This window comes from Brevibacterium sp. NPDC056726, from assembly GCF_042790515.1.
GTDB classification, from domain to species: Bacteria; Actinomycetota; Actinomycetes; order Actinomycetales; family Brevibacteriaceae; genus Brevibacterium; species Brevibacterium sanguinis.
On sequence record NZ_JBHTYZ010000001.1, the window covers coordinates 391,556 to 416,159 of the forward strand.

The following is a 24,604-nucleotide window of genomic DNA, read 5'->3' on the forward strand; positions in this document are numbered from 1 at the left end:
CCGCTTCTGCCGACTGCTGTTCCTGAGCTGCGCGGGTGCAGAGTTCGCCACCGACCGGATCAGAGCGGCGAGATCTCCGGCTCCCCCGCCTCGGCGAGGATCTCCGCGATCGTCTGCCCGCGCCGGATGAGCGAGAACTCGACCCCAGCGCCCAGGCGGTTCTCCGACTCCGCGGAACCGGGGACTCCGCCTGCCGCCACCATGCGATAGCCGTACACGGGCACGCGCGGCAGGAGGTTGTAGGAGAACGGATTCGCGAAGTAGTACGCGCCGGTGTCGGGCACGGCGACGAGATCGCCCACGTCGAGGCGGGGCAGCTCGCGGTTCTCGGCGAGGAGGTCACCGGCGAAGCACGCCGGCCCTGCGACGTCGGTGGGGACCGCCTCGGCGCGTTTGGGGGCACCGTCGGCGTCGAACGGGAGGATCCGCAGCGGCCAGTCCGCGGGAGCGTAGGCGGTGCGGGTGGCGACCTGCACGCCTGCATGGGTCATCGCGATGCGTCGCCCGCCGGTCGTCTTCGCGGTTTCGACGCGGGTGAGGATCGTGCCGGCCTTCGCGAGCAGGGAGCGGCCGAACTCGGTGACGATGTCGAACTCGTTGAGGGCGGGAACGACCGCGTCGAGGACCTCACGGTAGGCCGCGAAGGTCGGGGTCACCTCGTCGCTCGTGAAGTTGACCGGCAGGCCGCCGCCGATGTCGATGCGGGTGACCTGGCGAGCGCCCGCCCGCGTGTTGACCTCGCGGGCGAGGTCGACGGCCGCGGCGATCCCCGCCGCCGCCTGGTCGAGGGTGATGCCCTGCGACCCCGAATGAACGTGGACCTGGGTCAGCCACGGGCGGGCGAGGTAGGCCTCGATGAGGGCGTCGCGGGCGCCCGGGTCGGCGATCCCGATGCCGAACTTCGACGTCTGCGTCGCCGTGCTCATCGCGCCGATCGCGCCGACCCCGGACTGCGGGTTGATCCTCACCCCGATCACCGAGGTGGTGCGATCGTCGACGAGCTCGTCGAGTCGGGCCAGCTCCTCCCAGCTGTCAGCGTTGACGGAGATGCCGAGGGCGAGCGCGCGGCGCAGCTCGCTCATCGTCTTCGCGGGTGAGTCGAAGACGATCGCCTCGGGCCGGAACCCGGCGGAGAGGGCGATTTCGAGTTCGCCGGGGCTCGCGACCTCGCAGCCGGCTCCCGCCTCGGCGAAGAACCGGAGCAGCGGCAGCAGGGGCACGGCCTTGCAGGCGACGGCGTGGAGGACCGTGGTGCCGGCCGTCGCAGGAGGGTCCGTCGCGGCGGGGTCCGTGTCCGCGCTCGCAGCGGGCCCGGTGTGCGACTTCGCGGCGGTGTCCGTGTCCGACGCGGTAGCGGGCTCGGTGGTCGCCGTCGCGGCGGGGTCGAACGCCGCGGTCAGCTGCGCGAACGCGGCGGCCACCTCGTCGAGGTCGATGAGGCCGAGCACCGGACTGTCGTCGGTGAGCGCCGGGACGTCGCCGCGAGCAGGCGGCTTGGTCGACGAGTTCGCAGCGATCGCCGCGATGGCACGGGTGCGGCGCTCGGTCAGGGCGGCGGTGTCGCGTGGTGTGCTGTCCATGGGGTCCTTCACGGTCACGTCGTCGTCCGGATCCGGCACCGAGGACGGTGCCGGGCCTCCGAGACCATCATGGCATCCGCTCCGGACACGCCGGCACGCGCCCCCGGCACCTCGTCTCAGAGGTTGCCTCAGACGTTGCCTCAGACGTTGCCTCAGACGTCGCGCAGCTGCACGGGCACGGACTCCCACCACCAGCCTGACTCGCGGTCCCAGCGCCCGGCCTCATCGAGGAAATCCTCGATGCGCTCGCGTGTCGTCGAGCCGCCGTACTGGACTTCGATGATCGCGCCGCCGCACCGATCGACCACGTGGACGTCGGCATCGTCGATGGCGGGGAACTCCGCTGCCGCCCGTTCGGCAACCTGGCGGCTCGGCACCTCGTCGCAGTGGACCTTCGAGGGCACGTTGCCGTAGACGACGTCCTGGACCGTGAACGAGGAGATCACCCGCCCGCAGACGAAGGCACCGACGATGAGTGCGGCGAGACTGCCGCCGACCGCGATGGCGATGCCGCGGACGAGTCGTCTACGCGCGATGGCCGCCGCCGAGGAGCGGACGGTCATCAGGCGCCGGCAGGGTGCCGTTCGCCGTCCCTGCGTCAGACGGCAGCTGCCGGCCGAGGCGGCGATCGAGTCGGATGAGCACACGCAGTCCGACGATCATGAGCGCGATGATGAGAACCGCGGCCACCACCGCGAAGAGGATCATCAGGATTCCCAGCAGGTCCGCCGGCAACGACAATTCCACAGATTGCTCCTTCCACCGCACTATCGGCGGCTGTGATGACCGCACGTCTGCGCGGCCTCCCCCACTGTGCCCGGCTCGGGCGAGCCTGTCATCGCCTAAAAGGATGAAATCGCCGGGTGAGCTTCGAGTGAGCTTCCGTGCCCTCGCCTCACTCCGGTGAGTAGAACTTGAACTGGATCGCACGGACGACGACCTGCGCGAGGTTCTTCGCACCGAGCTTGATCCGCAGATTCCGCGCATGCGACTTCACGGTGTGGAGCGACACGAACTGCGCCTCGGCGATCTCGCCGTAGTCCATGCCCGCACACAGCTGCCGCAGGAGGATGAGCTCCTTGTCGGTGAGGACGGGCGCCGCCTCGGGGGCTTCGGGCAGCGGATCGCCGCTGAGCACGATGTCCGCGGCGAGTGAGCGCAGCAGCGCCGGCGAATCCCCGCCGAGCGCGGCCTTGACGACGCCGACGAGCTCCGCGTCCGAGGCCGTCTTGTTCACCGCGGCCAGGGCACCGGCCTCGAGGGCGCGCGCGATCCCCGGCCCCGGGGAGACCGTCGTGAGGAGGACGATCCGCGCGCTCGGCTCGACCTCGATGATCTGCGCGGTCGCGTCGACCCCGCTCATCCCCGGCGGCATGTTGACGTCCATGAGCACGAGGTCGGGACGGAACCGGATGAAAGCCTCGACCGCGTCCTCCCCCGAATGCCGGGGGTCGAGCACCGTGAGCGTCCCGTCGTCGCTGAGCGCCGCGGCGATCGCCCGCGTCGTCCACCGGTCATCATCGACGATGAGCACCGAGGCGGGGCCGGGATGTGCGGGAACGCGCGGTGCCGGCTCCCCCGCCTCCGGGCCGGTTCCGCTCATGCGCGACGTGCCGGTCCCGCTCATGCGCGACGTGCCGGTCCCGCTCACGCGCGACGTCATCCGCGACGGCTTCCGCTGTGCTGCCGTTCCCCGTGCGCGGGCTCCGAGCGCAGGCGCAGCTCGTCGCTGCCGGAGGCACCCGACATCGAGAGCGCCCCGGTCGCCGAATGCTCAGGCGAACGGACACCGGACTCACCGCGGCTGGAAAGCGCACGGTCGTCGGCAGCGATGCGAACGTCCGCCAGCCCACCAGAACCGCCGCGCTGCCCGGAACCACCGCGCGGCCCGGCACCATCAGCACGCGCCACCTCAGCGAAATCCTCACTCACGCATTCGGCGGCTCCGCGCTCACCGGCTCCGCGCTCACCGGCACCGCGGTCACCGGCAGCCGCCTCGGCGCCGTCACCGCTCAGCCGCACCGGATGGACCACCTCGACGACGACCCGACCGTCGGGGGCCGTCGCCACCGTGCAGTCCCCGCCGAGGGCCTGCGCGCGCACCTGCAGCGAGCGCGGCACGACGGTGAGATCCGCCTCGGCGCTGTTGATGCTGCGATAGTGGAGGTCGACGCGGTCGGTCGCACTGCGCAGCGCGGCGACATCGAGGCGGGACTCCGTGCCGGGCGTCGAGTAGCGGATGACGTTCGTCGCGAGTTCGAGGATGAAGGCCGTGAAATGCTCGCCGACCTCGCGAGAGGCGTGAGCGGGGAGGTCACCGACCGTCGTCGCCAGCCGCACCCCGCCGGCTGCGCTGCCGTCCCTGATCGCCGAGGTGAGGAGGTAGGCCTCGGCCTGCAGTTCGATCCGCGAGGTGTCGGGAGCATCCGCCTGCAGGCGACCGATGAGCTGGCGCAGGCGCTTCGAGGCCTCCGCGTTGACCATCGCGAGCTCGGCGATCATCCGATCCGTGCCCGGGGCCTGCGGGGCCCGGCCGAGGGACTTGATGATCGCCGCCTCGGTGGACAGGGAATGGGAGATCGTGTCGTGGGTGTCGGAGGTGAAGCGCGTGCGCAGCGCCTCCACGGTGCGCGCATGCTCGCGCGCCGCCGTCTCGCGTCGGGTGATCTCGCGCCGGAAGCGCAGTTCGATGACCCCGGCCGCGAGGCCGAGCACCGAGGTCATCAGCCACCCGTAGCCGAGGTCGATGAGTCCCGGCAGTCCCTCGTCGTAGGCGCCGAGCTGCGTCGCGACCCCGATGTAGGCGAGCAGGCCGAGCGACGCCGCCGCGAACGACCACCAGCGGAAATAGCTGAGCAGGACGCCTGCGGAGAGGATGAGCGCCTCGGGGAACATGTTCTCGAGGTCGGGGTAGAGCCACAGGTAGCCGATGCCGGCCGCCGTGGCGATGAGCGCCACCGTCCGCGGCGCGAAAGGCGTGACGATGAGCAGCGCATACGCGGCGATGAGCAGGCCGACATAGAGCGGTTCGTCGGTCTCGAACGACCCGGGGACGAGGACCGTGAGGCCCATGATGAGGGCGAGGGCGCGAATCGGCAGATCGACGAAGCGGGGGCCGCGCAGGAATCCCCACACGCGCGCCCAGCGGCCCTCCGGCCGCTCGTCTGTCGTCGCACCCATGACTATAAGTGTCCTACATTTGCGGCGAGTTCGCAGGAAGAGCGCACACGACCCTGCTCACACCGGCGCGGTCTCCCCACGGCGGGCCGGTGAGGCCTCCGCGGGGAGTCCGGGTGAGCAGGGTCGTGACAGGAGCGGCGACGCGGCGTTCACCGCCGCCGGGTGTCAGCCGAGGAGTTCGGCGAGTCCCGCCTCGAGGACGTCGAACGCATCGTTCAGCAGCTCGTCGGAGATCGTCAGCGGCGGCAGGAACCGCAGGACGTTGCCGAAGGTGCCCGTCGTGAGGACGAGGACGCCGTTCTTCGCCGCGTAGGCCGCGAGGTCCTTGACGAGTTCGGGGTTCGGGTCGATCGAGTCGCGACCCACGAACTCGGCGGCGACCATCGCCCCGCGGCCGCGGATGTCGCCGATCTCCGGGTACGTGTCCTGGAGCTTGACGAGGCGGTCGGTGATGAGCTCGCCGATCTGCGTCGCCCGCTCGAGGAGACCGTCGTTCTCGTACGCCTCGATCGCACCGAGGGCAGCCGCACACGCGGTGGGGTTGCCGCCGTAGGTGCCGCCGAGGCGGCCGGGACCGACCGAGTCCATGATCTCTGCGCGACCGGTGACCGCCGAGAGCGGCAGACCGCCGGCGATGCCCTTCGCCGTGGTGATGAGATCGGGGACGATCTCCTCCCACTCGCTGGCGAACATCTTGCCGGTGCGGGCGAAGCCGGCCTGGACCTCGTCGGCGACGAAGACGATGCCGTTCTCCCGCGCGTACTCGACGAGCGTCGGGAGGAAGCCCTCGGCCGGGACGATGAAGCCGCCCTCGCCCTGGATGGGCTCGATGACGATCGCGGCGACGTTCTCCGCGCCGATCTGCTTGTCGATCATCGTCATCACGCGCTTGGCCGCCTCTTCGCCGCTGACCTTCGTGCCGGCGGCATCGTTGTCGCGGAAGGGGTACGACATGGGCGCGCGGTAGACTTCACCGGCGAACGGGCCGAACCCGGCCTTGTAGGGATGAGCCTTCGCGGTCATCGCCATCGTGAGGTTGGTGCGACCGTGGTACGCGTGGTCGAAGACGACGACCGCGTCACGGTTCGTGTGCGCGCGGGCGATCTTCACGGCGTTCTCAACCGCCTCGGCGCCGGAGTTGAGGAGCACGGTGCGCTTCTCGTGGTCACCGGGGGTGAGACGGTTGAGCGCCTCGGCGACCTCGACGTAGCTCTCGTAGGGGTTGACCATGAAGCACGTGTGCGTGAACGCCTCGAGCTGTTCGGTCGCGGCCTTGACGACGCGGGGGTTCGCGTTGCCCGCGGTGGTCACGGCGATGCCGGATCCCAGGTCGATGAGCTGATTGCCGTCGACGTCCTTGAGGATTCCTCCGCCTGCGGCGACCACGTAGGCCGGAAGGCTCGATCCGACGCCGGTCGCGACGGCGGTCGATCGCCGGGCCTCGATCTCACGGGACTTCGGTCCCGGGATCTCGGTGACGATCTTGCGTTCCTGCGGCAGAGCTTCGCCGCCAATTTCCAAAGCTGTCATAACGGGAACAATAGAGTGTGGCGACGGTTCTTGTCATTCCGAGTCCGGCAGGTGAGCAGAACCCGCAATCAGGGGCCCGGAGAGGTGCGGAATCCGTCGTCACGCCTCTGCCGCGACCGACGTCATTCGGGGGTCACCAGCACGTCCTCTGAGCACGGTTGATCCCCGCGCCGAGGCGGCCGCCGGGCGCGCTCGCGCGTGCCCTCACGCGATCGAGCGGCTCAGCGGTGCTGATTCCGCATGTCGACATCCTTGTTCCGCCCCGGCAGGCTGCGTTCGCGTCCGCGTTCGGGGGCGACGATGATCTCCTGCGCCCCGGTGACGATCCCGCCCTCGCCGAGGTCGACGGTGAGCGGGGCGTCGGCGGCGACGGTGCGCTTGACGACGGCGAGGCCGATCGGCCCGAGCTCGTAGTGCTGGGCCACCGAGGTGAGCTCCCCGACGGGACGCTGCGTGCCGCGCACGGTGCTCATCACCTCGGCGCCGGGGTCGGGGTGGATGTGGCCCGACCCGTCGAGGTGGACGAAGACGAGGCGCCGAGGCGGCTGTCCGAGGTTGTGGACCCGGGCCACCGCTTCCTGACCGCGGTAGCAGCCCTTCGCGAGGTGGACGGAGGTGCGGAGCAGGTCGAGCTCGCCGACGAGCGACTTGTGGTCGATCTCGCTGCGTCCCGGCCGCCACGCGGCCACGCGCAGAGCCTCCCACGAGTCGAAGCCGGCCATCCGGAACTCGCTCGCCGGGGTGGTCGCCAGCTCCGCGCGGGCGACGATGCCGATGACGAAGGGGGTCTCGAGACCGGGGTGCTCACTGCCGGCGACATCGAGTCCGAGGTCGACCTCGGCGTAGGAGGCGGATCCGGTGCCGATGTGCGGCCACGGATCGGCCCAGACCTGCGTCACGGGCAGTGCCTCGGGCAGGCTGCGGATCGCTCCGATGGCCTGGTAGTCGGCGCTGACATCCTCGATCGTCACGCGCATCATGAAGACCATGCGGCGGAGGAAGTCGAGGGTCTCGTCAGTGCGCAGATCGCTGAGCGCCCACAGCGCTTCGCCGTCGTCGATGAGCTTGAGCCAGCCCTCGATGCGCCCGTTGGGGTCGAGGACGAGGGTCTCGGTCGCGATGCCCGGGGCCAGGGTGTCGAGCTTCTGCGTCGTGATCGAGTTGAGCCAGGTGAGCCGGTCGGCGCCGGTGAGGCGGAGGACGCGGAGGTGGGCGAGGTCGACGATCGCGCCGCGTTCGGCGAGCGCACGCTGCTCGCGCAGGGGCTCACCGTAGTGCATCGGGGTCTGCGCCAGATCACCGGTGCCGAGGACCGCGGACGAGCTCAGTCCGCGCGGCAGCGAGGAAGGACGCGGGGGTGTCGCGGTGTCTGGGTCCGGAGTCGGGTTCCCGGTCATCTCAGCTGAGCTTCTTCAGCCTCGCCGAGGAGTGGGTGGCGAGTTCGTGGCCGAGGGCGGCCATGTCCCACGCCCACATGAGTTCGCCGCCGACGAGTCCGTACATCCGCGTCGAGGCGGTGTACTCCTTCGCGGTCTTCGTCCGGGCGACGACGTCGGTGGAGAGGTCGATGCGCGGGCCCTTGACGTAGCCGGCGTAGAGCTCCATGACACCGTGCGGGTGGACGATCTCGGCTTCGATCTCGAAGGCGTCGTCGTTCGTCCGCAGGGTCTCGACGGCCGCCGCCGAGGTGAAGCTCGGCTCCTCGGTGGGCACGAGCATGCCCGGTCCGACGTCGCCGTTGTCGCGGGGACGCACGAGCTGCCAGATGCCGGTCTCCAGGGTCAGCGTCGCGTCGAGCTCGCCCTCCTCGGTGAGCAGCCACGCATGCGCGGTGTACTGGAGGTACGGAGTACCCGGGTGCGCGACGAACTCGATGCGCTGGCCGAACTGCTTCTCAGGGGTGTCGGCGTATCCGACGACGCCGACGCCTTCCCACGAGCCGATGAGCCACGAGAGGGGAACGAGTTCCGGGTTGACGGAGGCGTCGATCTCGATCATGTGTCTCAGCGATTCACGACGATGAGGGACTTGACGACCTTGTAGGCGACGCCGAGGGCGCCGAGCGCGGCAACGCCGACGAGTCCGGAGAAGACGATTTCGAGAAGCACGAGGTTTTCTTCCATGCCGTCGAGTCTACAGTCCCGTCCCTGACCTCAGCCAACCGCTCTCCCGCGGCAGGTGACCCGGCAAGGATGGTGACTAGAGGGCGATGCGCTCGAGGGCGTAGACGACGACGCCGCCGAGGGCGATGGGGGTGGCGCCGAGGGCGAGCTGGACAGCGAAGCTGCGGGCCTTCTCGACGTTGCGCTTGGCCGCGAGGTTCTGCGCGAGCTCGAGGTTCGTCGCCTGATACCTCGCGTAGGCGATGAGTCCGAGCATCCGGTCGACACCGGCGACGAGGAGGCCCATGACGGCGCCGAGGACGAGGGCGATCGGCAGCCCGATCGTCGAATCGAGGACGAGCACGGACACGATCCCGGCACTCGCCGTCGCCATCGCCACCGCGAGCGGTGAGGTGTAGATCGCCGGCCACGGCAGCGCGGTCATGCATTCGGCGATGATGAGGGCGGCGAGGCCGACGACGATGACCTGCTTGTCACCGGGCACCGTCGCCGCCGCCACCCACGTGCTCGCCGAGAGGACGATGACGACGCCGGCCACTTGCGCCGACACGTTCGCCACGGCGTCCGAGGCGCCCATGCCGCGGGTGAGGTTCTGGACGAAGGTCCACAGCAGCCCGAGGCCGGCGAGCACCGGCAGCCAGTCGAGGTAGGGGGCGGAGTCGTCACGCCATGCGGCGAAGAGACCCGCGAAGCCGAAGAGGGCGAGCATGATCGAGGTCGCGCGCGGCTGCGGGGAGTCCGTCAGCCGCGGCCAGCCGTAGGAGACGCCGAGGACGATGAGCCCCGTCGCGAGCAGGAAGAGCGTGTAGCCCCAGTACACCGACCCGCTCAGGGCGACGGCGAGGGCAAGCGCGACTGCTACTCGTATCCATCTGATCACTCATCTATCGTGCCCTATCGGCCCGGCGTGCGACGATTCCCGCACCGCTCGGCCGCCATCTGTCCGCCGTCGTCGCCGACCGCCCGAAGCGCCGCCGACCGCCGAATGACGGGACGCCTCGCACCCGGCTGAGCACGCTCGATATACTCTCCCTCAAGCCGAACACGTGAGACCACAGGGGGCAGGCAGAGCATGAGGATCCTGCACATCTGCCCCGCCCTGGAACCCGCGACGCCACTCGTTCCGCAGTCCCTCGAATACCTCGGCCATCACGTCGAGCGCATCGGCCTCGACATGCTGGCCGCGACGACGACCGACGCCGAGGTCGCCCTCGTCGACGCGTGCCTCGACCTCTCGCTGGCCCCGCGGATCGCCGCGGCGCTCGAGACCGCGGGCCTGCGCCTGCCGATCATCGTCGTCCTCAGCGAAGGCGGGCTGGCCACGGCATCGGCGCGGTGGGCCGTCACCGACATCCTCCTCTCCACGGCCGGGCCCGCCGAGGTGGAGGCCCGGCTGCGGCTGGCCCGTGACCGCGCCGGCACCGCGGGCGTCCCGGGCGCCATCCGCACCGGGGCCGAGCTCGGCACCGGCGGGTCCGGGGCGACCGGGTCGGGGGCGGCGAGCGGCTGGAACGAGAACGGCGAGCCGATGGTCGTCGTCAGCGGCGCGCTGCGCATCGACGAGACCTCGTTCACCGCCGACCTCGGCGGCCGCGCGCTCGACCTCACCTACCGCGAGTTCTCCCTGCTCAAGTTCTTCGCGATGCACCCCGAGCGCGTGTTCACCCGCGACGAGATCCTCCTCGGCGTCTGGGGCGACGACTACTACGGGGGCACCCGCACCGTCGACGTCCACGTCCGCCGGCTGCGGGCGAAGCTCGGCAAGGACCTCGAGAATGCGATCCACACCGTCCGCAACGTCGGCTACCGCTTCAGCCCCGACGCCGGCGCCGAGGAGGACGAGGCCCCGGACGCAGAGCCGCCAGCAGCAGAGACACCGTCGAGAGACACGGAGATGAGTGCATGAGAATCGTCGCGAGCGGAGCCGTCACCGGCACCCCGATCGACACCGTCACCGAGGCGGAGCTGTCCTTCCTCGATCGCGTCACCGCCCACGACGGGGCCGCGGAGATCTCCGGCGGCCTCCTCGCGATCGCCACCGGTGAGGACACCGCCCATGATGCGCAGACCGCCTCGAGCGTGTGGCGCGTCTACGACGACGCAGCGACCACCGACGCAGCGACCACCGGCGCAACCGACAATGCAGCCACCGACGACCCAGCCGCCCAACTCATCGGCTTCGGCATCCGGGCCCGGCAGGGCGAGAGGCACGCCGCGGAGTTCCTCATCGACCCCGACCACCGCGGTCGCGGCCACGGCGAGGCCCTGCTCTCCGCGATCCTCGCCGAGGAGCCGAGCGCCTGGTGCTGGTCGCACGGCGACGACCCGGCCGCCCGGCATCTCGCCGAGAGGCACGGCCTCAGCCGCGACCGGGTGCTCTATCAGATGCGCACCGACCCCGACCTCACGCTCGACGACCTTCCGACGGTCACGCCGCCGGAGGGTGTGACGATCCGCTCGTTCGCCCCGGGCGACGAGGCCGGATGGCTGCGGGTCAACAACGCCGCCTTCGACTGGCACCCCGAGCAGGGCCACCAGACGCTCGACGACATCGCGTCGATCGTCGGCGCCGACGGCTTCGATCCCGCAACCGTCGTCATCGCCACCGGCACCGTCGACGGCACGGACACCGTCATCGGCTTCCATGAGACGAAGCTCACGGACACGGAAGCGGGCGACCGCCTCGGCGAGGTCTACGTCGTCGGAGTCGACCCCGGCGTCCATGCCAAGGGCGTGGGCCGGGCGCTCACGGTCGAGGGCATGCGGCGGATGGTCGCGGCGGGGGCGACCGCGATCGAGCTCTACGTCGAATCGGACAACGCCCCGGCGCTAGGCTTGTACGAGCGGCTGGGATTCCACGTCGCGGTGGCGCATGTGTCGTATGCGCCGGCCACACCGGCTCAGAGCACCCAGGAGCAGTTGGATGTATGACGTCATCGCCGCCGGGCAGGAACTCGACCTGCCCTCCCCCGAGGACCGCTTCCTCGACCGGGAGCTGAGCTGGCTCGCCTTCAACGAACGCGTCCTCGACCTCGCCTCCGACCCCGAGGTGCCCCTGCTCGAACGCGTGCGCTTCCTCTCGATCTTCGCGACGAACCTCGACGAGTTCTTCATGGTCCGCGTCGCCGGGCTCAAGCGCCGCATCAACACCGGCCTCGCCGTGCCCACGGTCACCGGACGCATGCCCCAGCAGGTCATGCACGCGATCAACATCCGGGCGCATGAGCTCATGACCCGGCACGCGGAGCTGCTGAAGAACGAGATCGGCCCGCTCCTCGACGCCGAGGCGATCACGAAGGTCTCGATGGACGAGCTCACCGAATCCGAGCGCGCCCGCGTCGACGAGTTCTTCGCCGGGCACGTCTACCCCGTCCTCACCCCGCTCGCCGTCGATCCCGCGCACCCGTTCCCCTACATCTCGGGACTCTCGCTCAACCTCGGCGTGCTGCTGCGCTACCCGGACTCCGGCAAGGAGCTCTTCGCCCGGGTCAAGGTGCCCCCGCGTCTGCCCCGGTTCTTCAATGTCGCCGAGGTGACCGACCGACCCGCCGGACGCGACGTCCCCGCCCGCTTCGTCGCGCTCGAGGACATCATCGCCGCCCACCTCGACGCCCTGTTCGAGGGCATGGAGGTCATCCACCACTCGACGTTCCGCGTCACCCGCAACGAGGACCTCGAGGTCGAGGAGGACGACGCGGAGAACCTCCTCAAGGCCCTGGAGAAGGAGCTGCTGCGGCGTCGCTTCGGTCCGGCGGTGCGCGTCGAGATCACCGAGGACATCCACCCCCGGGTGCGGGAGATGCTCAAGGACGAACTCGGCATCGACGAGTCCGAGATCTATCAGCTGCCCACCCCGCTCGACCTCTCCGGGATGGCCGACATCGCCGATGTCCCGCGCGACGACCTCCACTTCCCGAAGATGGTCCCGCAGATGAACAAGGACCTCTCGCTGCGCGAATCGAGCGACCAGGTCGACGTGTTCGCCGCCGTGTCGAGCCGGGACATCCTCCTCCACCACCCGTACGACTCGTTCTCCACGAGCGTCCAGGCGTTCCTCGAGCAGGCGGCCGCGGACAAGAACGTGCTCGCGATCAAGCAGACGCTCTACCGCACCTCCGGCGACTCGCCGATCATCGACGCCCTCGTCGACGCCGCCCAGTCGGGCATCCAGGTCCTCGCGGTCGTCGAGATCAAGGCCCGGTTCGACGAGGAGGCCAACATCACGTGGGCCCGCAAGCTCGAACGCGCCGGGGTCCACGTCGTCTACGGCATCGTCGGGCTCAAGACCCACGCGAAGCTCTCCCTCGTCGTCCGGCAGGAGGCCGAGGGGCTGGCCCGCTACTGCCACGTCGGGACCGGCAACTACCACCCGAAGACCGCGCGCCTCTACGAGGACTTCGGACTGCTGACGAAGGACAAGGCCGTCGCCGACGACCTCACGAAGCTGTTCAACCAGCTCTCCGGCTACGCCCCGCGGGCCGAGTACTCCCGACTCCTCGTCGCCCCCACCCGAGTGCGGGCCGGTCTCATCGAGCTCATCGAGTCCGAGATCAGGATCGCCGAGGCAGGCGGTGCCGGCAGCGTGCGGATCAAGGTGAATTCGATCGTCGACGAGGCGATCATCGACGCCCTCTACCGCGCGTCGGCGGCCGGTGTGGAGGTCGAGGTCTTCGTCCGCGGGATCTGCGCCCTGCGCCCGGGCATCCCGGGGCTGAGTGAGAACATCACCGTCCGCTCCGTGCTCGGACGCTTCCTCGAGCACTCCCGCGCGTTCGTCTTCGGCAACGGCGGCGACCCGATCGTCTACATCGGCTCGGCGGACATGATGCACCGCAACCTCGACCGCCGCGTCGAGACGCTCATCGAACTCGTCGCCCCGAACCACAAGGCGGAGATCATCGAGCTCTTCGATCTCGCGTTCGCCCCGACCACCTCGGCGTTCGAACTCGCCGGGGACGGCGTGTGGACGCGGACGACGCACGCACCCGACGGCGCGGAGCTCACCGACTACCAGACGGAGCTCATCCGCCGGCACCGCAAGCGCCGTCTGATCGGAGAGGACGCGTGAGCCCTTCGACGGTCGATTCCGCGCAGGCATCATCGCGGGTCACCGCCGACATCCTCGCCGCCGGCGCGGTGTGCTGGCGCAACGGCGCCGAGGGCATCGAGGTCGCCCTCATCCACCGGCCCCGCTACAACGACTGGTCGTGGCCCAAGGGCAAGGTCGAACCCGGGGAGACGCTGCCGGAGGCCGCGATCCGCGAGGTCAGGGAGGAGACGGGCTTCGAGATCCAGCTCGGGGTCCCGCTCCCGACGGCCGAGTACATGGTCGGCGGTCGCAACCTCAAGAAGGTCTTCTACTGGTCGGCCCAGGTCAAGGGGGAGGCGACGTTCGCGCCGCTCAACCGCCGAGAGGTCGATGAGGCCGTATGGCTGCCGATCGCGCAGGCGCGCACGAAGCTGACGTCGTATGCCGACCGCGACCAGCTCGACGCCCTCGAGAAGTACGACGAGACGGACGCGCTGCGGGCGTGGCCGCTCATCCTCGTCCGCCACGGCAAGGCGTTCCCGCGGGCGAAGTGGTACGAGACCGAGCACGTCCGCCCCCTGCTCGCCCTCGGCACCCGGCAGGCGATGGCGCTGACCGGGCTGCTTTCAGCGTGGGAGGTGAAGAAGCTCGTCTCGAGTCCGTGGAAGCGGTGCGTGGCGACGCTCGCCCCGTTCTCCGCGGCCACCGGCAAGTCGATCAAGAAGGTCGCGACGCTGAGCGAGAAGGCGACCGCGGCGAACCCGGAGAAGACGGCGCGCTACATCGAGAAGCTGCTCGAGAAGGGCAGGCCGACGGCGTTCTGCACGCATCGTCCCGTGCTGCCGACGATCCTCGAGGTCTTCGCCCGGCACTCCCCCAAGCGCATCGCCCAGACCCTGCCGACCGACGATCCCTACCTCAAACCCGGCGAGATCCTCGTCGCCTACGTCCGGCCCGGCACGGTCCCGCGCATCGTCGACGTCGAGCGCTTCCGCCCCATCGACGCGTGAGCGCGACGCCGGGTGCGACCGCGGGCCCTGCGGCCGCGGGCTCACGGGACGCAGCAGCACCGGTCACGGCACGGTCGAGGCCTGGGCACAGCAGCCTCGGCGTCGAGTCTTTCACGAATCCCCGCCCCCATGTGACCGAGCACTCAGCACGGCTCCAATGCTTCAGCTCCCATTCACCTTCCATTCACTGAGCCACTCCCCTCGCTTTACACATCATCCTTACCGTTGTCGGTGAACGTTCGGGATCGCTCGAAAACGTGTGCTCAATCAGAAAGGCAACTTCGTGAAGCTGAAGCATCTTGCCCCCTCCGCTGCATTCCTCGCAGTCGGCGCTCTCACCCTCTCGGCGTGTGGCGGAACCTCTGCCACCGGCGAATCCGCCAGCGGCGGCGGCGAAAGCGACCTGCAGGGCACTCTCACCGGCATCGGCGCCTCCTCGCAGAAGGCGGCGATGGATGCGTGGACAGCCGACTTCACCTCCCAGAACTCCGGTGTCACGGTCAACTACTCGCCCGACGGCTCGGGTGCCGGCCGCGAGCAGTTCCTCGCCGGCAACGCGCAGTTCGCCGGTTCCGACGCCTACCTCGACGACGAAGAGATCGCCCAGACGCAGGAAGTCTGCGGCCCCGACGGAGCCTTCGAGTTCCCCGTCTACATCTCCCCGATCGCCGTGGCGTTCAACGTCGAGGGCGTCGACTCGCTCAACCTCTCGCCCGCCACGATCGCCGGCATCTTCAAGGGCGACATCACGAACTGGAACGACGAGGCCATCGCCGCCGACAACCCGGATGCGACCCTGCCCGACCTCAACATCACCGCCGTGCACCGCGCCGACGACTCGGGCACCACGGAGAACTTCACCGAGTACCTCAAGGCGACCGCCGGTGACGTCTGGGACGAGGATCCCGACGGCAACTGGCCCGGCGCCTACGGCGGCGAAGCCGCCCAGGGCACCGACGGCGTCGTCCAGACCGTGACCGACACCAACGGTGCGATCGGCTACGCCGACGCCTCGGCCGTCGGTTCGCTCACCTCGGCGAAGGTCAAGGTCGGCGAGGAATTCGTCGAGCTCTCCCCGGAAGCCGCCTCGAAGGTCCTCGACGCCTCGGAGACGGTCTCGGGCCGTGGTGAGGGCGACCTCGCCTTCGACCTCGCTCGCGACACCACCGAGTCGGGCGCCTACCCGATCGTCCTCGTCTCCTACCACATCGTGTGCTCGTCCTACTCGGACCAGAACACCGTCGACATGGTCAAGGCGTGGGAGCAGTACGTCGTCTCGGAAGAGGGACAGGCCTCGGCTGCTGAGTCGGCCGGTTCCGCTCCGATCTCGAGCGACCTCCGCGACCAGATCAACTCCGTCCTCGACACCATCCAGGTCTCCGGCTGAAACTGACGCTTTGACCTGCCATTCTGTACAGTCGAAGAGCGGCGTAGCTCCCGCTACGCCGCTCTTCGGTGCCCACGATCCGCTGCGGATCCCCACCTGCGACATGAGGAGCAGCTGTGCCGACCAGCACACAGACCACTGAGGCAGACCCGGCCGGCGCGCCTCAGCCGAGCGCCCAGGCGGCCCCGGCCAGGGCGCCCAAGGCCGTTGTCCGGCCCGGCGACCGCATCTTCTCCGGCGCGACGCTCGCCGCCGGCATCCTGATCCTTCTCACCCTGGCCGGCGTCGCCCTCTTCCTCCTCGCGCAGTCGAGCGAAACGATCGAGGCCCAGCTCACCGATCCGAGCGCGATCACCGGCGGCAACGGCTTCTTCGCCTACGTGTGGCCGCTCGTCATCGGCACGCTCGTGTCCTCGGCGATCGCCTTGGTCGTCGCGACCCCGTTCGCGCTCGGCATCGCGCTCTTCACGACGCACATGGCCCCGCGCCGGCTCGCCCCGGCCCTCGGCTACGTCATCGACCTGCTCGCCGCCATCCCCTCGGTCGTCTACGGCCTCTGGGGCCTCACGCTCGCCGGCAACCTCACCGGCTTCTACGGGTGGCTCGCAACGTGGTTCGGGTGGATCCCGATCTTCGCCCCCGGCGCCGACGGCGCGATCTCGAGCACCGGTCGCACGCTGCTCACCGCCTCCCTCGTTCTCTCGATCATGATCCTGCCGATCATCACCTCGCTGACCCGCGAGATCTTCCTCCAGACCCCGCGCCTGCAGGAGGAGGCGGCGCTCGCGCTCGGTGCCACCCGCTGGGAGATGATCCGCATGGCCGTGCTCCCGTTCGGCAAGTCGGGCATCGCCTCGGCGACGATGCTCGGACTCGGCCGCGCCCTCGGTGAGACGATGGCCGTCGCAATGATCCTCTCCCCCGGCCTGCTCACCGCGTCGCTGCTCGTCAGCGGCAACCAGACCATCGCCTCGGAGATCGCGCAGAACTTCCCTGAGGCCGCAGGACTGCGCCTGTCCGAGCTCATCTCGATCGGCCTCGTCCTCTTCGTCATCACCCTGCTGGTGAACATGGCGGCCCGCGCAATCGTGGCCAAGACTTCTGTGAAGGGCAGTTGATGATGTTGACGACCTCGGACAATGCGACAACCAAGACCCGTTCGCTGACGTCGAAGCAGCTGCCCAAGGCGACCCCCTGGATCATCGCGGCGGCCTCGATCATCGTCGGCATCGGCATCACCGTCGTGGCGACCGGCGGCTTCTCCGTCGCCATCGCCGCGATCATCGCCGGCGTCATCAACCTCGCCGCGGTGCTCATCATCTCCGGCGCCTACGAGGGCCGGCGCAAAGCCGTCGACCGCGTCGCCACGACGATCGTCACCTCGACATTCGTCCTCGCATGCGTGCCCCTCGTATCGCTGCTGTGGCTGACCGTGTCGAAGGGCGGAGCGGCGATCAACTTCGATCTGCTCACCCGCACGATGCTCGGCATGAAGGGCGTGCTCGACCAGCAGTACGTCGCCGGTGAGGCCTCCCTGGCCGGCGGCTTCTACCACGCGATCGTCGGCACCGTGCTCATCACCTTCGCCGCCTGCGTGATCTCCATCCCGATCGGTGTGCTCACCGCGATCTACCTAGTCGAGTACGCGGGCAAGAACCGCCTCGGCAAGGCCATCACCTTCCTCGTCGACGTCATGACGGGCATCCCGTCGATCGTCGCCGGTCTCTTCGCCTTCGCGCTCTTCTCGACGATCCTCGGACTCGTCATGCCGGATGCCACAGGCAGCGCGAAGACGGGCTTCACCGCCTCGGTGGCGCTGTCGGTGCTGATGATCCCGATCGTCGTGCGCAACACCGAGGAGATCCTGCGCCTGGTGCCGATGGACCTCCGTGAGGCCTCGTACGCCCTCGGCGTGCCGAAGTGGAAGACGATCGTCAAGGTCGTCCTCCCGACCTCGGTCTCCGGCATCCTCTCCGGTGTGACGATCGCGATCGCCCGCGTCATCGGCGAGACCGCCCCGATCATGGTCACCGCCGGCTTCGCGAAGACGCTCAACTGGAACCTCTTCTCCGGCTGGATGTCGACGCTGCCGACCTACATCTACGATTCGCAGCTGCGACCCGTGTCCCCGGGTGACGCGGCGCTGGCGAGCTCCGAGCGCGCGTGGGCCGCGGCCCTCGTCCTCGTCATCCTCGTCATGCTCCTCAACCTGCTGGCCCGCTTCATCGCCAAGGTCCTCGCCCCCAAGGCCGGCCGATGAACTGACCGACACGCAGCCCCGGCGGGCGATGTCAGGCGCCGACCGCCTCGGCGCGGATCCCCGTACCACACGCTTCACGCTTCACACGTCTCCAGAGAGGTGACACCACATGTCCAAGCAGATCGACATCAAGGATCTCGACATCTACTACGGCGACTTCCAGGCCGTCGACGATGTCTCCATGCACATCAAGCCGCGGTCAGTGACCGCGTTCATCGGCCCCTCCGGCTGCGGCAAGTCGACCGTGCTGCGCACGCTCAACCGCATGCACGAGGTCATCCCCGGCGCCAGCGTCAAGGGTGAGGTCCTCATGGACGGCAACAACATCTACGGCGCCGGCGTCGACCCGGTCAACGTCCGCCGCGAGGTCGGCATGGTCTTCCAGCGGGCCAACCCGTTCCCGACGATGAGCATCAAGGAGAACGTGCTCGCCGGGGTGCGCCTCAACAACAAGCGCATGTCGAAGACCGACGCCGACGATCTCACCGAGCGCGCGCTCAAGGGCGCGAACCTGTGGAACGAGGTCAAGGACCGTCTCAACCTGCCCGGTTCGGGACTCTCCGGCGGCCAGCAGCAGCGTCTGTGCATCGCCCGGGCGATCGCCGTCGAGCCCGAGGTCCTCCTCATGGACGAGCCCTGCTCGGCCCTCGACCCGATCTCGACGCTGGCGATCGAGGACCTCATCAACGACCTCAAGGACAAGTACACGGTCGTCATCGTCACCCACAACATGCAGCAGGCCGCGCGCGTGTCGGACAAGACGGCGTTCTTCAACATCGCCGGCACCGGCAAACCCGGCAAGCTCATCGAGTTCAACGACACCTCGACGATCTTCTCCAACCCCGACAAGGAAGAGACCGAGAACTACATCTCCGGTCGCTTCGGATGATCCTGCACCGCTGGCGGAGGCCTCGCTGACGCACTCGTCAGTGGCGGCCTCGTCGGTGGCGTTGGCGTCGCTGACGTACCGCTGAGTGAGAGAGCCGGATCGGGCATCGTGCCCGGTCCGGCTCTTCGCATCTGCCCTGCCGCCGTGCTTCCTCGGACGCCGGACGACAGTGGACTGAGCCGCTCCCCTCCGCCGAGACCGCCACTTGTCACTGAGACCGCCGGCCAGAACCGTCGGTCTCGGCGACAAGTGGCGGTCTCGGCGCGGGCGTCGCCGGGGCGGGGGCGGGGTCCGCGGGCGTGGCCGGGGCGGGGGCGGGGTCCGCGGGCGGCGCAGCGACGTTCCCGAGGTGGATCCCGCTCGATATCGCGCGCAGAATCGAGCGGGATCCACCTCGGGGAGGCCCGGACGTCGGACCAGACGTCGGCCTCGGACGTCGGACCGGACGTCGCCCCAAGGCGTCCGGCACGGCTTCCGTCGAGGGTGTCCGGCACGGCATCCCCAGTGCGTCCATCGGCTTCCCTCGAGGTGCCCGACACAGCTGCCCCGCGCACCCGACAGGTTTTCCTCCCAATTCGGCCCATCCGGATCGGGGACGGCTCCGAACCCCTGACACCATCGCACCGCCATCGGAGGGAACACCATGACCGCGGCTCCTGCACTCAACCGCCCGACGCGTATCCTCATCGAGCTCGTCGGCGGCGTCCTCGGAGCCGCTGCCGTCCTCGCTGCGACGGTGGCCGTCTCCGCGCTCGTGCTCGGGCGGCGGACCGCGACGCCCCACTGATTCCGGCAGGGTCGCCGTCGACGGGTGGATCGGCTGCGGCTCTGTCGGCCACACCTTCCCCTCGCCGGCCCACTGGCCTCAGCGGCTGTCATCGCAGCCGCTGAGATCGGCGGGACACCCGGCAGTCCATCCCCAACAGTGCGGCTGGCGGTACTCCGTCAGCCGCGTGTTGCGGACCCCGAGCCGTCACGTCACTGCCGAGACTCTGACGTTCAGATGAAAACCGTCACGTCTCGGCCGAGACTCTGACGTTCAGATGAAAACCGTCACGTCACTGCCGAAACCCTGACGTTCAGATGAAAACCGTCACGTCACTGCCGAAACCCTGACGTTCAGACGAAAACCCTCACGCCCCGACGGAGACCCTGACGTTCAGACGAAAACCCTCACGCCCCGACGGAGACCCTGACGTTCAGACGAAAACCCTCACGTCCCGATGGAGACCTTGACGATGAGCCCGATGACGATCGCGAGCAGCGCGGCGGCGGGGATCGTCAGCAGCCATACCCCGAACATCGGGACGAAGTAGCGGGCGCGCGGATGCCCCTTCCGGCCCGCGTACTGCGTGCCGAGGATCGCCGACCCGAGCACGAAGGTCAGCGACACCGGCACCCGCATGATGAGGGCCGCGATGTACATGAGCACGGCGGCGGCACCGTCGGCGGCGACGGACTTGACCGGGTCGAGCTTCGCCATCCGCACCGAGAGCGTGCGCACGACCCGCCAGCCGCTCAATCCGGTGCCGAGCGCCAGCGCGAGCGCGATGATGATGCGCACCGGCCACGAGATGTCGATGACGTCGACCCTCTCCCCCGGTGCGGTCTGGACGGCGACGATGGCGACCATGACGAGGGCCGCCGTCTTCTGTGCGTCCTGCACGCCGTGGACGAGCGAGAGCGAGCAGGTGAGCACCGAGTCGACCATCCGGGCGCTGCGGAAGAGCGGCTTCGATGGGGTCGAGGCGAAGATCTTCGACAGCAGCACGGTGAGCGCCCAGGCGAGGAGGAAGCCGAGGAGCGGTGAGAGGAGCAGCGGGAGCACGACGGAGTCGAAGGCCTCGCGCATGTCGAGGGCGAACCCCAGGACGATGCCGGCGCCGATGAGTCCGCCGATGAGGCAGTGCGTCGAGGACACCGGCAGGGCGAGCCAGTACGTGAAGAGACTCCACGCCGTCGCGGAGACGAAGGCGATGAGGATGCACAGGAGGATGGCGTCGGCGGCACCGGCGAACTGGACGATCTGGTTGGCGACGACGATGGCGATGCCCTCACCGAGGAGGGCGCCGATGAAGTTGAAGACGACCGCGAGTCCGAGCGCCCATTTCGGGCTGAGTGCCCGTCCGACGACGGCGTTGCCGATCGTCAGCGCCGCATCATGGAACCCGTTGGACCCGGCGAAGATCACCGCGGCGACGATGACACCCGCCAAGAGCAGCTCCACGGATCAGGATTCCTTGATCGCGATCGAGGCGACGACCTTGCCGAGTTCGGTGAAGCCGTGGGCGGCGCGGACGAACGCCTGCCCGAGCTGGGACACCGCGGCCATGTAGGTGAGGCCGCGCTTCGAGTTCGGCACGGCGTCGGACATCCGCCACTGGAGGGTCTCGACCTGGTGGGTGAGCCGGTTGATCGCGTCGACGTAGTCCCACTGGTCGAGTTTGCCCGGCAGCTTCGACACCATCCGCGAGGTGTGGTCGGTCTGGTTCGACAGGACGGCCAGGGTCTCGAGCACACCCGAGGGCAGAGTGTCGAAAGCTTCCGAGGCGAGGACGAATCCGGCCCCGTGGAGGAGATGGCAGATCTCGCGCATGTGATGGCACAGGAGGTAGAGATCGTAGCGGTCGAACGGGGTGATGTAGTTCTCGCGCAGCGCCCGCAGCACCGCACCCATGTCCTCATCGGCCCGATCGCCGATCTCCCGGAGCTGGTCGGCGACTTCACGACGCTGCCCGACATCGGAGCCGGAGAGTTCGGCGAGGACGAGATTGCACTGCCGCATCTGTCCGACGAGATCGGCCATCCGCTCGTAGAACACGGTGTCCTGCGGTACCCGTCGCAGCCGCATGCGATTCCTCCTGCCCCGCCGCCGGACGGTGTGCATGTCGCGCCAATGCTCTGTGGTGAAGTTATGACCCGGACGCTGAACCGAGAGCGCCTCTCGGCGATAGGCCGCTCGAAGCGGCTGAGGTTGGAGCCCGGGGCTTCAACGATCCAACGTCCGGTTGGCCCGAGGGCCGCTTCCCACGATACCGCTTCCTCGCCGTGCGTCTACCCGGACGACGTTGAAAAATCTCACAGTTCCGGACGGCTGATCTCGGGACTCAGCATCGTCATTCAGGCGGGTAGCAGGACTCCCCCGCCGAGGCGACGCCTCAGTCCCGCGCACCCCTGACCTCGGGTGTCACTCGAGTCCGCCGTGGCGGCGGGCCATGCCCGCGTCGCCGAGGTCCTTCGACAGCTGCTGCAGGCGGGTGCGGGTGTCCGGGTCGTTCGCACCGGCCGCGCAGATGCCGACGAAGGCGCCCGCCCGCAGCAGGGCGATGACGACGTCGCCGCGGAACGCGCCGGCGAGGATCTCGTCGATCGCGCGCGCCACCTCGTCGGGTCCGGCGGGCACCTCGACGCCGGCGAGGATCTCCGTGAGGCCGATGCCCTCGGTGGTGCGGCGCAGACCGAGGTCGAAGAGGTCGGCGACCTCGCGGGGTGCGGTGACGATCCACTCCCGCAGGGCGTAGAGGCGCCACAGCGCGCCGGGGGCAGAGACCGCGGGGGCCGCGGACCACATCTCGGCGATGACTTCGAGGCCGATGTCGTCGGCGAGGTCGATGAACCGCCTCGTCGCGGCTTCGTCGCGGTTGCCGCGGCAGTCGCCGAGGAGGAGCGCGGCGGTGGCATGTGAGGTCTCCGAGCGGGTGACCGGGTCGCTCGGGTCGCTCACGGCGTCGAGATCGGCGAGGGGCACGGGGCGGTGATACGGGCGTTCATTCATCGTGCGTGCAGTCTAGTCGCCGCGGCTGGGCACGGGTAGGGGCGTCACTGCGGTCGGGTGAGGCCGAGTTGGTCGGCGAGCGCGGTGAGCGCCGCGGCGGTGGACTCGTCGAGGTCGAGGCTCTCGGCCTGAGCTGCTTCGGTCTCGTGTTCGATCTCGCCGGGCAGGCGCACGCCGGCGCCGGAGTCCCGGATCGCGGCGCCGAGGGCGCTCACCTTCGCCTCGGCGGTCTCACGGCCGTTGAACGCCGCGGCGTCGAGCGCGATGAGGAGGTGGCCGTTGTTCATCGCCGAGGCGGGGTTGTCCCAGATGTCCTGCGTCTCGTGGGCGAACGTCGCGCCGGTCAGTGCTCCGCTCAGCGCCTCGAGCAGCACCGCGAGTCCCGACCCCTTGTGGCCGCCGAAGGGCACGAGCGCGCCTTCGGCGGCGGCGGCCGGGTCCGTCGTCGGTCGTCCCTCGGCGTCGACGGCCCAGCCGGCGGGGATGTCGCGTCCGGCGTTGCGGGCGGCGATGACCTTGCCGAAGGCCCCCGCCGAGGTGGCCATGTCGACGGTGAGCGGCTCGCCGTCGGCGGTCGGGGCGGCCAGGGTGAGCGGGTTCGTCCCGATGACCTTCGCGCTCCCGCCGTGGACGGCCACGGTCGGGCCGGTCGTCGAGGTGAGCATGCTGAAGATGCCGCGTGCCGCCAGCTGGTCGGTCCAGAACGCGCCGGCCCCGTAATGGCTCGAGTTCTCCACGGCCACGCAGCTCACCCCGTGCTCCGGGGCCCTCTCGAAGGTCCAGTCGACGGCGGTCTGCATGACGACCTGGCCGAGGCCGCTGCCGCCGTTCAGGACGGCAGAGGCGCCGTTGTCCCGGACGAAGGCGACCTGGGGCTGCGCCGCGATCCCTCCGGCGGTGAGCGCGCTGACGTAGAGCGGGAGGCGCAGCAGGCCGTGGGAGTGGATGCCGCGCTGATCGGCCTGGACGAGCGAGCGGGCGGTCAGCGCGGCGTCGGCGCCAGGTACCCCGCAGGCGCTCAGGGCGGAGGCGGCGAAGTCGGTGAGGGAATCGACACCGAATCTCATGAGCCGCCGTCCGGTTCACAGGCCCCGGCCCCGAGGACGTGGGAGCGCGCCGCCGCGGGTTCCCGCCCGGGCGCTGCGTCCGCGGGCTCCCGTCCGGGCGCTGCGTCCGCGGTGCTCGCGGAGAACCGTTCGAGCGCGCGGAGGATGTGGGTGCGCATCGCCTCCTCCGCCGCCTGCGGGTCGCAGTCGGCGATGGCCTGGGCGATCTCGGCATGTTCGGTCACCGTGTCCGTGCCGTGCGGGTCGCCGGGGAAGAGGCGGAAGAGGTGGAGGTGCGGGTGCATCTGCCGATACGCGTCGAGGAGGAAGCTGTTGCCGGTCGCCTCGAGGATGCGGGTGTGGAAGCGCGTGTCATGCTGCGAGAGCTCCTGCTTCCAGTCGGCGGCACCGAAGCCCGCGCGGAAATCGCTGATCTCCTCGCACAGGGCGCGCCCCGGGTTCGATCCCCGGTCCGCGGCGACGACCTTCGCGGCCCACGGTTCGAGGAGCAGCCGCATCTCGATCATCATCTCGAGGTCGCGGCGGCTGAGCAGCGGGGTCGTCGCGTACCCGCGCGGGTGCCGGGTGCGCACGAGCCGGTCGCCCTCGAGGCGCTGCATCGCCTCGCGCACCGGCGTCTGGGACACCCCGAGCTCACGGGCCATGCGGTCGATCGTGATCCGCTCACCGGGCGGCACGGTGCCGTCGAGGATCATCGATCTGATCCTCGCGTAGACGGTGGATTCCGCGGCCGTGTCCCGTCCGGTCATCTCGACATCCTTCCCCGACGCGCTG

23 protein-coding genes are annotated in these 24,604 nt (G+C 69.5%); 9 read left to right on the forward strand and 14 right to left on the reverse strand.

Translation table 11 applies throughout. The features are described from left to right. Positions 1-59: 59 nt before the first annotated feature. From ACFQ91_RS01780 to ACFQ91_RS01820, 9 genes are all read right to left on the reverse strand, one after another. Entirely contained in the window at positions 60-1,580 is a 1,521-nt protein-coding gene (locus ACFQ91_RS01780) for a diaminopimelate decarboxylase (protein WP_376904021.1), read from the reverse strand. A gap of 152 nt (positions 1,581-1,732) precedes the next feature. Next, the gene (locus ACFQ91_RS01785; RefSeq protein ID WP_376871411.1) at positions 1,733-2,143 is read right to left on the reverse strand and encodes a hypothetical protein; all 411 of its coding nucleotides are present in this window, start codon (positions 2,141-2,143) and stop codon (positions 1,733-1,735) included. Continuing rightward, positions 2,106-2,327 carry a hypothetical protein gene (locus ACFQ91_RS01790; RefSeq protein ID WP_376871414.1) on the reverse strand — a complete coding sequence of 74 codons (222 nt, stop codon included), beginning with the start codon at positions 2,325-2,327 and terminating at the stop codon, positions 2,106-2,108. Before ACFQ91_RS01790 ends, ACFQ91_RS01785 begins: the two co-directional genes overlap by 38 nt. A 148-nt stretch (positions 2,328-2,475) precedes the next feature. Continuing rightward, positions 2,476-3,183 carry a response regulator transcription factor gene (locus tag ACFQ91_RS01795; RefSeq protein ID WP_211978767.1) on the reverse strand — a complete coding sequence of 236 codons (708 nt, stop codon included), beginning with the start codon at positions 3,181-3,183 and terminating at the stop codon, positions 2,476-2,478. 56 nt (positions 3,184-3,239) lie between these two features. Then, positions 3,240-4,760, reverse strand: coding sequence for a hypothetical protein (locus ACFQ91_RS01800; protein WP_376871418.1), 1,521 nt, complete (start codon positions 4,758-4,760; stop codon positions 3,240-3,242). A 165-nt stretch (positions 4,761-4,925) separates the two neighbouring features. Beyond that, on the reverse strand, positions 4,926-6,290 hold the full coding sequence (gene gabT / locus ACFQ91_RS01805) for a 4-aminobutyrate--2-oxoglutarate transaminase (RefSeq protein WP_376871421.1): 1,365 nt from the start codon (positions 6,288-6,290) through the stop codon (positions 4,926-4,928). Between the two features lie 221 nt (positions 6,291-6,511). Continuing rightward, a complete protein-coding gene (locus ACFQ91_RS01810) occupies positions 6,512-7,687 on the reverse strand; it encodes a YgfZ/GcvT domain-containing protein (RefSeq protein WP_376871424.1) in 1,176 nt (391 codons plus the stop codon). A 1-nt stretch (position 7,688) separates the two neighbouring features. Next, positions 7,689-8,288 carry an FABP family protein gene (locus tag ACFQ91_RS01815; protein ID WP_198499649.1) on the reverse strand — a complete coding sequence of 200 codons (600 nt, stop codon included), beginning with the start codon at positions 8,286-8,288 and terminating at the stop codon, positions 7,689-7,691. 201 nt (positions 8,289-8,489) lie between these two features. Next, positions 8,490-9,293, reverse strand: coding sequence for an ammonia permease (locus tag ACFQ91_RS01820; RefSeq protein WP_232623703.1), 804 nt, complete (start codon positions 9,291-9,293; stop codon positions 8,490-8,492). A 192-nt stretch (positions 9,294-9,485) separates the two neighbouring features. Between ACFQ91_RS01820 and ACFQ91_RS01825 the strand changes: the two genes are divergently transcribed. The 9 genes from ACFQ91_RS01825 (at position 9,486) to ACFQ91_RS01865 (ending at position 19,775) form a co-directional block, all read left to right on the forward strand. Then, on the forward strand, positions 9,486-10,319 hold the full coding sequence (locus tag ACFQ91_RS01825; protein WP_198499650.1) for a winged-helix domain-containing protein: 834 nt from the start codon (positions 9,486-9,488) through the stop codon (positions 10,317-10,319). Further along, positions 10,316-11,344 carry a mycothiol synthase gene (gene mshD, locus ACFQ91_RS01830; RefSeq protein WP_198499651.1) on the forward strand — a complete coding sequence of 343 codons (1,029 nt, stop codon included), beginning with the start codon at positions 10,316-10,318 and terminating at the stop codon, positions 11,342-11,344. Before ACFQ91_RS01825 ends, mshD begins: the two co-directional genes overlap by 4 nt. After that, positions 11,337-13,481: an RNA degradosome polyphosphate kinase gene (locus ACFQ91_RS01835; protein ID WP_198499652.1), complete on the forward strand. Its 2,145-nt coding sequence runs from the start codon at positions 11,337-11,339 to the stop codon at positions 13,479-13,481. Before mshD ends, ACFQ91_RS01835 begins: the two co-directional genes overlap by 8 nt. Next, positions 13,478-14,452 (forward strand): NUDIX hydrolase, encoded by a 975-nt coding sequence (locus tag ACFQ91_RS01840; protein ID WP_137825725.1) that lies wholly within the window; start codon positions 13,478-13,480, stop codon positions 14,450-14,452. The genes ACFQ91_RS01835 and ACFQ91_RS01840 overlap by 4 nt, the downstream gene beginning before the upstream one ends. Positions 14,453-14,735: 283 nt before the next feature. Further along, complete coding sequence (gene pstS, locus ACFQ91_RS01845; RefSeq protein ID WP_198499653.1) at positions 14,736-15,839, forward strand: phosphate ABC transporter substrate-binding protein PstS; 1,104 nt, start codon at positions 14,736-14,738, stop codon at positions 15,837-15,839. A gap of 227 nt (positions 15,840-16,066) precedes the next feature. Then, positions 16,067-16,957, forward strand: a complete 891-nt coding sequence (gene pstC, locus ACFQ91_RS01850; RefSeq protein ID WP_198500788.1) for a phosphate ABC transporter permease subunit PstC — start codon at positions 16,067-16,069, stop codon at positions 16,955-16,957. A 2-nt stretch (positions 16,958-16,959) separates the two neighbouring features. After that, positions 16,960-18,099: a phosphate ABC transporter permease PstA gene (pstA, locus tag ACFQ91_RS01855; protein WP_376871462.1), complete on the forward strand. Its 1,140-nt coding sequence runs from the start codon at positions 16,960-16,962 to the stop codon at positions 18,097-18,099. 109 nt (positions 18,100-18,208) lie between these two features. Further along, positions 18,209-18,988 (forward strand): phosphate ABC transporter ATP-binding protein PstB, encoded by a 780-nt coding sequence (gene pstB, locus ACFQ91_RS01860; RefSeq protein ID WP_198499655.1) that lies wholly within the window; start codon positions 18,209-18,211, stop codon positions 18,986-18,988. A gap of 643 nt (positions 18,989-19,631) precedes the next feature. Then, entirely contained in the window at positions 19,632-19,775 is a 144-nt protein-coding gene (locus tag ACFQ91_RS01865; RefSeq protein ID WP_198499656.1) for a hypothetical protein, read from the forward strand. 426 nt (positions 19,776-20,201) lie between these two features. Here the strand turns inward: ACFQ91_RS01865 and ACFQ91_RS01870 are convergent, their stop codons facing one another. From ACFQ91_RS01870 to ACFQ91_RS01890, 5 genes are all read right to left on the reverse strand, one after another. Continuing rightward, complete coding sequence (locus ACFQ91_RS01870) at positions 20,202-21,215, reverse strand: inorganic phosphate transporter (RefSeq protein ID WP_198499657.1); 1,014 nt, start codon at positions 21,213-21,215, stop codon at positions 20,202-20,204. Between the two features lie 3 nt (positions 21,216-21,218). Beyond that, positions 21,219-21,839 carry a DUF47 family protein gene (locus ACFQ91_RS01875; RefSeq protein WP_137825730.1) on the reverse strand — a complete coding sequence of 207 codons (621 nt, stop codon included), beginning with the start codon at positions 21,837-21,839 and terminating at the stop codon, positions 21,219-21,221. Between the two features lie 336 nt (positions 21,840-22,175). Next, positions 22,176-22,763 carry a hypothetical protein gene (locus ACFQ91_RS01880; RefSeq protein WP_232623704.1) on the reverse strand — a complete coding sequence of 196 codons (588 nt, stop codon included), beginning with the start codon at positions 22,761-22,763 and terminating at the stop codon, positions 22,176-22,178. A gap of 44 nt (positions 22,764-22,807) precedes the next feature. Next, the gene (locus ACFQ91_RS01885; RefSeq protein WP_198499658.1) at positions 22,808-23,830 is read right to left on the reverse strand and encodes an Ldh family oxidoreductase; all 1,023 of its coding nucleotides are present in this window, start codon (positions 23,828-23,830) and stop codon (positions 22,808-22,810) included. Next, positions 23,827-24,579: a GntR family transcriptional regulator gene (locus ACFQ91_RS01890; RefSeq protein ID WP_198499659.1), complete on the reverse strand. Its 753-nt coding sequence runs from the start codon at positions 24,577-24,579 to the stop codon at positions 23,827-23,829. The genes ACFQ91_RS01885 and ACFQ91_RS01890 overlap by 4 nt, the downstream gene beginning before the upstream one ends. Positions 24,580-24,604 lie beyond the last annotated feature (25 nt).